We start from the raw sequence: 12934 nt of genomic DNA on the forward strand, positions 1-12934 counted from the left end.
GGATAAAAGCTTGCTTAATCTCTTTAGAGATCTATAGAAAAGAATACTATGACTCAAAATACTTTTTTTCCAATTTTTCCATACCGGCACCTTTTAGGTATAAAAAACCTTACTGTACAGGATATTAATATATTACTTAATCGTGCCGATGCGAATGTTACTCTTTCTCAAAAAATTGACAAAAAAAAATCGACATTACGTGGACGAACCCAAATTAATCTCTTTTTTGAAGCTTCTACGCGAACGCAGTCTTCTTTTGAATTAGCCGGAAAACGATTAGGAGCCGATGTGATGAATATGACTATTAGCAATTCATCTGTAAAAAAAGGGGAAACATTAATTGATACAGCAACAACACTCAATGCATTAAATCCCGATATATTAATCATTCGCCATAGTTGTGCTGGAGCAGCTTCTCTTTTAGCACAAAAAGTTGATTGTTCCGTGATTAATGCAGGCGATGGTTCACATGAACATCCCACACAAGCATTATTAGATGCTTTGACCATTAAACGGACAAAAGGCTATATTCAAGGATTAACTGTTGCAATTTGTGGTGATATTTTGCATTCACGTGTTGCACGTTCCAATATCATTTGCCTTAATGCTTTAGGAGCACGTGTTCGTGTTATTGCTCCTTCAACACTATTGCCTATCGGAATTGAAGATATGAGTGTTGAAGTTTTCAACACAATGAAAGAAGGTCTTAAAGGCGCTGATGTTGTTATGATGTTGCGTTTACAACGTGAACGGATGACAGGTGCTTTTATTCCATCTATCCGAGAATATTTCCATCACTTCGGTTTACATAAAGAAAACTTAGCATATGCTAAAAATGATTGTATCATCATGCACCCTGGCCCAATAAACCGAGGTGTAGAAATTGCTTCTGATATAGCAGATGGAATACAAAGCGTTATTCATACACAAGTGGAAATGGGAATCGCTGTACGCATGGCTGTTATGGAAGCTTTATTAGATTCGCGCCATAACTGGAGTAAAGAAAAAAAATGCCAAGATCGATAGTTTTCCAAAACGCTCGTATTGTTGACCCTTCACGATCTATCGATGAAGTTGGTACAGTTATTGTTGAAGATGGCCTTATTCAAGCTGCTGGAAAAGAAGCCCTTAATCAAGGAACGCCTGAAGGAGCAGAAATTATCGATGCAAAAAACAAAGTCATTTCACCTGGACTTGTTGATGCTCGCGTTTTTGTTGGCGAACCTGGAGCTGAGCATCGTGAAACAATTGCTTCAGCAAGTCGATCTGCTGCAGCTGGAGGAATTACTTCTTTTCTTATGATGCCAGATACACAACCTATCATTGATAATGTTGCACTTGTTGAATTTATTAAACGAACCGCACATGAAATGTCATTGGTCAATATTTATCCAGTTGCTGCTATCACTCAAGGTCTCAGAGGATACGAAATAGCTGAATTTGGTTTATTAAAAAATGCTGGAGCCATTGCTTTTAGTGAAGGTAAAAAAACACTTCAAAGCTCTTCTGTTATGCGACGTGCAATGATATACGCCCGCGACTTTGATTCTGTATTAATTCATGAAACACAAGACGAAGATCTTACAAACCAAGGTGTTATAAACGAAGGTCTTCTTGCAAGCTGGCTTGGCCTTCCTGGCATTCCTCGTGAAGCAGAAGTCATACCACTAGAAAGAGATTTACGCTTAGCCGCATTGACCCAAACACGTTATCATGCAGCACAAATATCAACAGCTATGTCCGCAGAAGCGATTCGTTTAGCAAAACAGCGTAATACAAAAATTTCAGCAGGTGTTTCTATTAATCATTTATCTCTTAACGAAAATGATATTGGTGAATACCGTACTTTTTTCCGTTTAATGCCTCCATTACGTGCAGAAGAAGATCGTATCGCAATGATTGAAGCCATAAAAGATGGAACAGTCGATATTATTGTTTCCTCTCATGATCCTCAAGATGTAGATGTAAAACGCGTCCCCTTTCAAGATGCTGAAGCAGGCGCTATTGGTATGGAAACTTTATTAAGTGTAGCTCTACGTCTTTATCATAATCAAAGTATCTCTCTTTTGCGATTAATTGAACTTTTATCAACAGCACCCGCGAAACTTTTTAATCTCAAGAATGCCGGAACCTTAGCAAAAGGAACTCACGCAGATCTTGTTTTAATTGATCTTGATGAACCATGGGTATTATCTGGCGATATGTTGCATTCACGTTCAAAAAATACACCTTTTGAAAATGCACATTTTCAAGGACGTGTTCTCCAAACTTTTGTTAAAGGTCAATCCGTATTTAAACTTGACCCAAACACACCATGAGATTTTTCATGAATGAAGTAGAAATATTTTTTCAGTTCCATACGTGGTTTATTTTTCTTGTATCTTATCTGTGCGGCTCTATTCCATTCGGATTACTGTTTACGCGATTTGCTAAACTTGGCGATATACGTGCAATAGGTTCTGGAAACATTGGAGCCACTAATGTTTTACGAACCGGAAATAAAAAAATTGCAGCTCTTACTCTTTTATGCGATGCCTTAAAAGGAACTGTTGTCGTTTTAATAACAAATTTTTTTTCTCACCAAGAAATTATTGTTATTGGGTCTGGATTTTTTGCCTTTTTAGGACATCTTTTCCCTGTATGGCTCAAGTTTAAAGGTGGGAAAGGTGTTGCCACCTATTTAGGTATATGTCTTGGATTTTATTGGCCAGCAGCAATTATCTTTGTCAGTGTGTGGATCTTATTGTTTTCATTAACACGTTACTCTTCATTATCCGCACTTGTTACTATTGTTATTGTTCCTATTTTTGTTTATTTTTTCTCCTCTTATCTCTTTGCTACTTACATCATGGTAGCAATGAGTGCGCTCGTCATGATAAAACATTATACAAACATTAGCAGATTATTATCTGGAAAAGAGATAAAAGTTGAGTGTAAAAACTGAGGAATCGAGAAAAGGAATTCTACTCACTGATAATCAACGTTTAAACTGGTTACGTTTATTACGAAGTGAAAATGTTGGAGCTATTACTTTTCGTAATCTCATCGAATATTATAAAACAGCTGAAAATGCCCTTGCTGCACTCCCTGAACTCAGCAAAAAAGGTGGTTTTTCTGCATCTATTCGAATAGCAACATTAGAAGATGCTGAAAAAGAAATGCACAAAGCTGAACAATTAGGTATTCGATTTGTTGGGATTGGAGAACCGGATTATCCACCACTTCTGAAAACTATGGAAGCATCACCGCCGCTTATTGCCATAAAAGGCGATTCTTCAGTTTTTCATAAATCTTCTGTTGGAATTGTTGGTTCTCGAAATGCTTCAGCTGCTGGAAAAAAACTAACTGCTCAATTTGCTCATTTTCTTGGTCATGCTGGATTTACAATTGTTTCCGGACTTGCACGTGGAATAGATAGCGTTGCTCATCATGCAAGCCTGTTAACAGGTACAATTGCGGTTATGGCTGGCGGTATTGATCACATATATCCTTCCGAAAACAAAAAACTTTATCACGATATCCTTGCTAATGGTGGAGCGGTTATCAGTGAAATGCCAATTGGCTGGAAACCACGAGCCATCGACTTTCCAAGAAGAAATCGTATTGTCGCAGGCTTATCACTGGGTCTTTTAGTTGTAGAAGCAGCTATGCGATCAGGTTCCTTAATTACTGCACGCCAAGCTACTGAAATAGGAAGATTAATTTTTGCTATTCCCAGTTCACCGCTTGATCCTCGATCAATTGGTACAAATAATCTTATTAAAGAAGGAGCTCTGCTTTCTACACATCCTTCAGACATTGTAGAAGCACTCACACCATTAATTCCCAATACAACTGATTCTCAACTCAGTTTTTTTAAAGAATCAGACACAGTTCAACTTCAGAGAGAAAATTTTAATTTATCTAATACAAAAACTGAAAAACCTCCTTCAATTGGAAATGACGCAGAACGTATGGCTGTTTTGTCTTCTCTTTCAACGACTCCAATTGATATAGATACACTTAGCATTCACTCAGGCGTTTCGTTACAAAATCTTTACCTTTTACTCGTTGAGCTCGACCTCGCTGGAAAGCTTATTCGACACTCTGGTGGTTATGTGTCATTGTCGAATTCGAATCTTCTCCCAGAACCTCAGCACTATTAAGAATGCTTTGTCCCTCTTCTGCTACCATGTCCAAAAGTAACGCTAAAAGAGGACTATGAGCCTGACGCGCCATCTGATTCATTTGTTTTGACATATCTGTGATATACTGAATAACTTTTAAATGGTTTATAAACATATCTTCTTATCCTTGTGTACTCTCCTCACCTCTCAATAAACATTATTAGTATTTTACTACGTGCTTTCTATGTTAACCGCAGAAAATAAATCATATTATCTCTTATAAGGTGTATTTTGCATAATAACAATCAAAAGTTGTATAATTATTTTTTATATGCTCTTGACCAATTGTCATTAGCTATTCATGTGAAAGAAGTTTATAAAGACAATTTTTATTTCAACATTCGGATAAAATTATGGATATCGTTATCGTCGAATCACCAGCTAAGGCGAAGACAATTAATAAATACCTTGGATCTCAATATAAAGTTATGGCGTCATTTGGGCATGTTCGTGATTTGTCTGCGAAAAATGGATCTGTGCTCCCTGATGAAGACTTTTCGATAAAATGGGATATAGATACTGCCTCAGAAAAACGTTTAAATGAAATAGCAAAAGCAGTTAAAGAAGCAGATAGTCTTATCTTAGCGACTGACCCTGATCGTGAGGGAGAAGCTATTTCATGGCATATTCTTGATATCCTTAATCAAAAAAAAGTTTTAGGAGATAAACCTGTTAAACGTGTTGTTTTCAACGCGATTACAAAACAATCTGTACTTCATGCTATGAGCAATCCACGCGATATTGATTTAGCACTCGTCGATGCTTATCTTGCTCGCCGCGCTCTTGATTATCTTGTTGGTTTTACACTCTCACCTGTTTTATGGCGTAAATTACCTGGCGCACGCTCTGCTGGTCGTGTTCAATCGGTTGCTCTGCGTATTATTTGTGATCGCGAATCAGAAATAGAACGTTTTATCAAAGAAGATTATTGGTCGATTACAACATATTTAAAAACACTTCAAAATAATGGCTTTCACGCAAGATTAACAGCATTTAACAACAAAAAGCTTGGCAAACTCGATATTCAATCACAAGAACAAGCGGAAAACATCCGCCTTATGTTGGACAAAGCGGAATATTCTACGTTAAGTATTGAAGCAAAGCCGACGAAAAGAAATCCCTCTCCACCATTTACAACATCCACATTACAGCAAGCAGCTTCCTCAAAATTAGGATTCTCAGCTTCTCGAACCATGCAAATTGCTCAAAGACTTTATGAAGGTATTGAAATTAATGGTGAAACAACAGGTCTCATTACCTATATGCGTACGGATGGTGTGCGAATGGCTTCAGAAGCTATTGATTCTGCACGAAAAGTAATTACTAATTCTTTTGGTCATCATTATATTCCTGAAAAACCACGCATTTATTCAACAAAAGCAAAAAATGCACAAGAAGCACACGAAGCCATTCGTCCAACAGATTTTGAAAGAAATCCCAATCAAATTCGTGATTTTCTTGATAGCGATCAAGCAAAACTTTATGAATTAATATGGAAGCGCGCTATTGCTAGCCAAATGAGTTCTGCTGAAATTGAACGTACAACCGTTGAAATTGAAGCACGTCAAGATCAAAATCAAGCAAATCTACGTGCAACAGGCTCGGTTGTTCGTTTTGATGGTTTTATTTCTGCCTATACGGATCAACGAAATGAAGATAATAATGAAGAAGATGAAACAACAAATTTGCCAAAAATTAATGTTGGCGAAACACTTATAAAAGAAAAAGTTGAGGCGATACAACACTCTACAGAACCACCACCTCGTTATTCAGAAGCTTCTTTAATTAAAAAGCTCGAAGATCTTGGAATCGGTCGACCTTCAACCTATGCATCTACGTTGGCGACACTTTCTGATCGTGGATATATCACCACAGATAAAAGAAAGCTTATCCCTGATGCCAAAGGACGCATTGTTACAGCCTTTCTTGAAAATTTCTTTAACCGTTATGTAGAATATAGTTTCACAGCGGACCTTGAAGAAAAACTTGATCTTATATCGGATGGTAAACTCTCTTGGAAAAATGTTTTACGCGATTTTTGGGATGGATTTAATGCTGCCATTACCAATATTCAAGAACTGCGTATAACCAACGTTCTTGATATTTTAAATGAAACATTAGCTCCTCTTATTTTCCCTATGAGAGAAGATGGTAGCGATATTCGTTCTTGCCCCCTTTGTGCAAATGGTCAATTGTCATTAAAATTAGGGCGTTATGGCGCATTTGTTGGTTGTTCTAATTATCCTGAGTGTAAATATACACGCCAGCTAGGATCAGATACCGGAGAAAATAGCGAAACTATACGAAATGATGAACCTATCGTGCTTGGTGTCGATCCTGAAACTGGAAAAGACATTTCATTGCGCAATGGTCGATTTGGCCCATATGTTCAACTCGGTGAAGGAAAAGAAAGCAAGCGTGTAGGTTTGCCTAAAAAGTGGAAATTAGAAAATGTTGATTTTAATAAAGCTTTAGCTTTACTAGCTCTTCCTCGTGAAGTTGGAATTCATCCTGAAACAAATAAAATTATTACAGCAGCCATTGGACGATACGGTCCCTATCTTGCACATGATGGAGCATACACAACTCTTTCTGATGTTGATGAGGTTTTTGATATTGGTATCAATCGTGCTGTTACAGTGCTTGCCGAAAAAAACAACACTAAAAATAAACGAGAAAAAACAACACAGCCTCCATTAAAGACATTGGGTGATCATCCAGAAGGTGGAATTATCACTGTGCGCGATGGACGCTATGGCCCTTATGTTAATTGGGAAAAAATTAATGCAACATTACCAAAAGATAAAGATCCAATGGATGTGACACTTTCAGAAGCATTAGAACTTATATCAGCTAAAGCATCTACTAAAAAAGTAACTCCCAAGAAAAAGAAAACACCGAAAAAAACTTCTGCAAAAGCAAAATAAATGTGATTTTAGTTAAAAATGAAAAAGCGAAATATCTAAAAAATCATCTCATATTGAATACTGATCCAATGAGGCAGGCCTTTTCTTTATCATTAAGAATTTCTGGCCTGTCTGAACATGAAATCACTTATAAAGAATTATTTTTAAGTTTGGTAAAAATATATTGCGTGATGACAAAAATAACAATTAAATATCAAAATAATGTAAGAGAATCATGAAAAAACAAGAATTTCCATCTGTTGCTTTAGTCAAAATTAATGCTCGTAGTAACGATGGCGGCTTTGTTGCTCAACCTCTTGAATGGAACAGTGATTCAAAACCAAATATCAAAATACTTCCTTCTCGTCGTATTCAAAAAATAAAAGTTGGAATCGGCGATCATATTCTTATCAAAATTTTTCCAAATAAAGCTCTTCATCGTTATACCTATACAGGGCATATTATCCGTAAAGTTAATAAACAAGAGACAATTATTTTTGCTATAGTAAAAGAACTAGATAATGGCCAATGGCAACTTGATCCAATAGAACGTAAATTCAATGAGTTGATTATTGATACACCTCTAACAATGAATATAAAAACCGGTGATTTCGTTGAAGTTGAAATCAAAAAAAATAAAAATGTTAAACGGAAAAATATAACAATAAAAAGTATTTTAGGGCACATTGATAATGAAAAAGAACTCTCAATGATTGCTCTTATTTCAAAGAACATTCCTCATATTTTTCCTAAAGAAGTTCTTGAACAAGCCGAAAAGAAAAAACCTATCAGCACAATTAATCATGAAGATTGGAGACAATTGCCATTTGTTACAATTGATCCACCTGATGCAAAGGATCATGATGATGCAGTCTATGCAACCAAAGATCAAGATCCTACAAATAGTAATGGTTGGATCATTATAGTCGCCATTGCCGATGTTTCCTATTATATAAAAGCAGAAAGCAGTTTAGATCAAGAAGCATTTAAGAGAGGAAATTCTGTTTATCTCCCTGATCGCGTTATTCCTATGTTGCCGGAATATCTTTCTAATAATCTATGCTCCCTTCGTGAAGGAGAAGATCGGCCTGCTTTAGCTGTCCGTATGGTTTTCGATGCCAATGGTAATAAACGCAAACACAGTTTTCATCGGATTATCATGCGCACGGTAGCTAAACTTTCTTATCAAGAAGTGCAATCTGCGATTGAAGGAAACACTAATAAAAAAACCGCTCCTCTTCTTGAAAATATTCTACATCCACTATGGAATGCTTATCTCAGTCTTAAAAATGCGCGTAATCAGCGACAACCACTGGAATTAGAAATAGCAGAAAGGAAAATTATTCTTGATCAAAATGGTCACATTCAAGATGTTGTGGTTCCACCTCACCTAGAAGCGCATCGCTTAATTGAAGAGTTTATGATACAAGCCAATGTTGCAGCAGCCGAAACACTCAAAAAGCATAATCAACCCTTCATTTATCGCATTCATGAAAAACCGTCGCTTGCAAAACAAGAAACGTTACGAAACTTTCTTACAAGTTTAGGAATACCTCTCTCTCGAGAAAAAGAACTTACATCAGCTCGTTTTAATAATATTCTTGTAAAAGTTAGCAATACACAACAAAAAGAATTAATCAATCAGGTTATTTTGCGCTCACAATCTCAAGCTGAATATAATCCTAAAAATATAGGACATTTTGGATTAAATCTGCACAACTATACACATTTTACATCACCAATCCGTCGTTATGCTGATCTTATAATTCACCGAGCTCTTATTAAAGCTCTCAAATTGGGTGATGATATACTAACAGATACACAAGAACAAAAACTTGCCGAAATTTCTACACAAATTTCTTCATATGAACGCCGCGCAATGATGGCAGAAAGAGAAACGATTGATCGACTTATAGCACACTACTTAGCAAATAAAATTGGTCATTCATTTGCAGGACGCATTGCTGGAGTTACGAAAGCGGGTCTTTTTATTTCTCTTGATAAACTTAATGCTGATGGTTTTGTCCCCATTTCTACACTTAAAAATGATTATTATTATTTTGATGAAACACACCACGCTCTCATAGGAAAACGAACGCATAAATGCTATCAATTAGGAGATATCGTCGAAATCAAACTTGTAGAAATACGCCCTTTTGCTGGCGCTTTATGCTTTGAAATCTTAACAAAACCTCGTAAAATAACTTTTTCAGCGGCATCCAATCATAAAAATAAACGTATAGCAAAAAAACAAAAACGAATTTCTTTTAAAAGAAAATAATACTTGACAAAAAAATCTTAATAAAATTGATAAAGACTTTTATTACGATCTGTTTAAATAGTAATTATTATAATTTAAATAGTAATTATTATAATAAGAGAATAATCTGCTGAAGATCTTAATTTAAAATCAAATATTAATGCTAAAATAGTGTCTTTTTGTCACTTTAAAATAAATTATTATTCTTATATTATTGTTATTATATTCTTCCATATGAAGCATTATTTATTATCTATAACCATTTAGCTGACTTTTTTAAAGAAATAAACACTCTATATAGAAATTAAAAACATTAATATCCGAAATTAATTGGAGAATTTATAATTGTGGCTTCATTTTCTTCTTTTATTTCAAAACCTACACACTCTAGATTAGATAATACTCTATACATGTTCTCAAAAATTAGATATTTAAAACTCAAAATTTTCTTTTTTCTCGTAGAACATCAGATAACCCATTAAAAATACAACGATTATAATTAAAAAATCTCCATGATAGATAAATCTCTTAATCTCCAAAGTAACCCTTGGCGTGCAATTATCGCTGCAATTACAACTGTTGGTATTGTTGGTATAGCACTGGGAATGGGAACACAGCTTGTTTCATTACTCATGGCTCAAAAAGGTTTTTCAAATAGTATTATTGGTTATAGTGGAACAGTTGGAGGAATTGCGACAATCATCGCAGCTGTTTTTGCTGCTCGAATTGCTTTATATTTTGGAGTAGCAAAATCGATATTAATAATGATAATTATTGGATATCTTAGTTTTTTAGGCTTTTATTTTTTTGAATCACTCTGGATTGTATTTAGTTTACGATTTACGTTGCACTTTGCTATGACAATTATGTTTATCTTATCAGAATTTTGGATAAACAGTTCTGCACCGCCTCAAAGACGCAGTTTAGTTCTTTCTATCTATGCCATTACATTAGGGTTAGGGTTTTCTATAGGCTCAACACTCCTCGCAAAAATAGGAATGCAAGGCTTTGTCCCCTTTGCTACGGGTTCTATCCTTATTGCCATTGCTACCGTACCAATTTTAATTGCTTGGAAATTAAGCCCTCAATTTCAAAATAGTGAGCATGTAGCATTTTACTCTTATATTTTTCACGTTCCAACAGCGACCATGGCGGTATTCGTTTATGGTGCTATCCAAATGGGAGCATTAACGCTTATAACACCTTTTAGTTTATCAATAGGTTATAGTGAAAATGAAGCTGTAAATTTTATGGCAGTTCTCGCACTTGGAAGCGTTTTACTTTTAATCCCTATCAGTTTTATAAGTGATTATGTATCAGACAAGCGTTATTCTCTCATAAGTTGTGCTATTTTTGGGTTTTTGGGAACTTTTATTGTTCCTTGGATATCTGAATATAAATTAATTTTGATGTTTGATCTCTTTCTTCTTGGTGGTGTATCTGCTGGTCTTTATACAATTGGGCTTGCACAGTTAGGTGCACGCCTTACAGGAAACGAGCTTGCTGCTGCAAATTCTGCTTTCATTTTTTGTTATGGAATAGGTATGCTTGTTGGCCCAACAATCATTGGTCAAGCAATGGATTTTTTTCAACCCTTTGGTTTTTCTTTAACAATGGCTTGTTTTTTTGGTGTATATGTCATTTTAGTTTTCGTTCGACTAATGAGAAAAATAATCAGCTCTTGACTTTTTTGAGAACATCCGTAGTGTTATTGTGAATTTTAATTGCATTTAAAATTGATTTTATAGCAAAAGAATATCACTTTCAGTATAAATAGGACTTCTATTATGGCTAAAGCAGCAACTATTAAGGTTAAGCTTTTATCAACTGCAGATACAGGCTTTTTCTACGTAACAAAAAAAAATAGCCGTACCATGACAGATAAAATGACTAAACGTAAATATGATCCAGTTGTAAAAAAACACGTTGAATTTAAAGAAACAAAAATTAAATAATCAGATTTATTATTTCATTTGAATCTCAATCAATCGATTAGGTCATCAAATAAGATGATTGAAAATAAGGGGAGGAGTGAGAGAAGATGATGATTTCTTTTTGTGTTGACTTTATGCTTATTCTAACAGCCACTTTAATATGGCTTACGACGGCTTTACGATCTTCAGCATATTTATTATGATCTAATAATGCGTTTATAAAATGCTTATTTCCAAAAGGACGTAGAGTGGGAAATTAAATGTATAAGTATAAGGTCATTGATTTATAAAACGGGCTACAATTACCTAATCGCATAAATTGTGTGTTCAACAGGAAATTATATTCTTGTAAAATTTTTTCTAACTTTAACGAAAAATGTTATGAGTGAGTAGATAACTCAGTTTTTTACTTTAATGAAAAAAAGAGCTCTTTATTCTAATCTTATTGACTTCAAACCAAGAATTATTGTTACAAGTATTGTTATAATTACTATTTTTCTTATTAATGTAGCAATTTATTTTAAATATACTTTATCACATTCTGCTGAAGTTTCTTTTTTTTTCAATAAAGCATTTCTTAAAGGTCATGCATTAGTGGTTGATGGTGATTCAATCATAATTTCTTCTATCATGATTCGACTTTTAGGAATTGATGCTCCTGAATTACATCAATCTTGCGGCACTTCAAAAAAACGTTATCCGTGTGGTTTGAAAGCCAAAAAGCATTTAGAAAAGCTCATCGCAAGAAAACCTGTGACGTGTTATTGGAATAAAAAAGATAAATATCATCGAATTCTTGCAACGTGTAAAACAGAACAAATTAATAATATTAATGCGACAATGGTGCGTGACGGCTGGGCTATAAGCTATTATGATTACCGTAAAGAAGAAAGAAAAGCTAAAAAACAAAAAAAAGGTATATGGCAATCAAGTTTTCAAAAACCACAAGAGTGGAGAAAAGCACATTCTCATATTAATCAGTAAAATCATTGCTTAATTTTACCACTATTGCTACTTTTTATCGATTATGAAAAAACAAACATGTAATGACATCATTAGACTTGAAGAAAAGATTCGTTCATGTCGTGTTTGTATCAAACATCCTCGTTATATGCCTCCTCTTCCTCATGAGCCCAATCCTGTCGCTTATTTATCGCACACGGCTTCTATTGCAATTGCTGGCCAATCCCCAGGGCTGCGTGTCCATAAAAATTCTATTCCTTTTAATGATCGTTCTGGAGAAAGACTCCGTGATTGGCTTGGTGTTAGTCGTGAAGAATTTTATAATAAATCTCTCTTTGCAATCATTCCCATGGGATTTTGTTTTCCCGGTTATAATCAAAATAAATCTGATCTGCCGCCAAGACGTGAATGTCGAGAAATATGGCATGAAAAAGTATTTCAAGCGATGCCACAAATAAAGCTTGTTCTTGCTATTGGAAGTTATGCACAAAAATGGCATATCACGAACTTAAAACATAAAACTGTTTCAGAAACTGTTCATGATTGGAAAAACATTCTTTCTATCAATCAGCCTCGAGGATATAAAGTTATGCCTTTACCTCACCCATCATGGCGAAATACTTTTTGGTTACAAAAGCATCCTTGGTTTCAGAATGAACTTATCATCCACCTTCGTTATATTGTGCGTAAATTTTTGTAATTTAC

The 12934-nt window shown here is 35.0% G+C and carries 11 protein-coding genes; 10 read left to right on the forward strand and 1 reads right to left on the reverse strand.

Going from position 1 to position 12934, the window contains the following annotated elements; all coding sequences use genetic code 11:
* The first annotated feature begins 48 nt into the window (after positions 1-48).
* Genes NPY00_RS02310 through dprA form a run of 4 tightly spaced genes read left to right on the forward strand, consistent with a single transcriptional unit; the run spans position 49 to position 4145 of the window.
* Positions 49-1026, forward strand: coding sequence for an aspartate carbamoyltransferase catalytic subunit (locus tag NPY00_RS02310; RefSeq protein WP_269020414.1), 978 nt, complete (start codon positions 49-51; stop codon positions 1024-1026).
* Entirely contained in the window at positions 1011-2318 is a 1308-nt protein-coding gene (locus tag NPY00_RS02315; protein WP_269020415.1) for a dihydroorotase, read from the forward strand. The genes NPY00_RS02310 and NPY00_RS02315 overlap by 16 nt, the downstream gene beginning before the upstream one ends.
* A gap of 8 nt (positions 2319-2326) precedes the next feature.
* Positions 2327-2944, forward strand: coding sequence for a glycerol-3-phosphate 1-O-acyltransferase PlsY (plsY, locus tag NPY00_RS02320; protein WP_269020416.1), 618 nt, complete (start codon positions 2327-2329; stop codon positions 2942-2944).
* Entirely contained in the window at positions 2928-4145 is a 1218-nt protein-coding gene (dprA, locus tag NPY00_RS02325; protein ID WP_269020417.1) for a DNA-processing protein DprA, read from the forward strand. Before plsY ends, dprA begins: the two co-directional genes overlap by 17 nt.
* Here the strand turns inward: dprA and NPY00_RS02330 are convergent.
* Positions 4075-4281 carry a hypothetical protein gene (locus NPY00_RS02330; protein WP_269020418.1) on the reverse strand — a complete coding sequence of 69 codons (207 nt, stop codon included), beginning with the start codon at positions 4279-4281 and terminating at the stop codon, positions 4075-4077. The genes dprA and NPY00_RS02330 overlap by 71 nt on opposite strands.
* Positions 4282-4519: 238 nt before the next feature.
* On the opposite strand from NPY00_RS02330, the gene topA reads away from it, so the two are divergent.
* The 6 genes from topA to NPY00_RS02360 all read left to right on the forward strand — a co-directional run bounded on the left by topA (position 4520) and on the right by NPY00_RS02360 (position 12929).
* The gene (topA, locus tag NPY00_RS02335) at positions 4520-7093 is read left to right on the forward strand and encodes a type I DNA topoisomerase (protein ID WP_269020419.1); all 2574 of its coding nucleotides are present in this window, start codon (positions 4520-4522) and stop codon (positions 7091-7093) included.
* Between the two features lie 214 nt (positions 7094-7307).
* Complete coding sequence (gene rnr / locus NPY00_RS02340) at positions 7308-9353, forward strand: ribonuclease R (RefSeq protein WP_329957995.1); 2046 nt, start codon at positions 7308-7310, stop codon at positions 9351-9353.
* 491 nt (positions 9354-9844) lie between these two features.
* The gene (locus NPY00_RS02345) at positions 9845-11017 is read left to right on the forward strand and encodes an MFS transporter (protein WP_269020420.1); all 1173 of its coding nucleotides are present in this window, start codon (positions 9845-9847) and stop codon (positions 11015-11017) included.
* A gap of 102 nt (positions 11018-11119) precedes the next feature.
* Positions 11120-11287, forward strand: coding sequence for a 50S ribosomal protein L33 (gene rpmG, locus NPY00_RS02350; protein ID WP_269020421.1), 168 nt, complete (start codon positions 11120-11122; stop codon positions 11285-11287).
* A 393-nt stretch (positions 11288-11680) separates the two neighbouring features.
* The gene (locus NPY00_RS02355; protein WP_269020422.1) at positions 11681-12250 is read left to right on the forward strand and encodes a thermonuclease family protein; all 570 of its coding nucleotides are present in this window, start codon (positions 11681-11683) and stop codon (positions 12248-12250) included.
* Between the two features lie 43 nt (positions 12251-12293).
* Positions 12294-12929, forward strand: a complete 636-nt coding sequence (locus NPY00_RS02360) for a uracil-DNA glycosylase family protein (RefSeq protein WP_269020423.1) — start codon at positions 12294-12296, stop codon at positions 12927-12929.
* Positions 12930-12934 lie beyond the last annotated feature (5 nt).

This window comes from Bartonella sp. F02, assembly GCF_026929975.1.
Taxonomy (GTDB): domain Bacteria; phylum Pseudomonadota; class Alphaproteobacteria; order Rhizobiales; family Rhizobiaceae; genus Bartonella.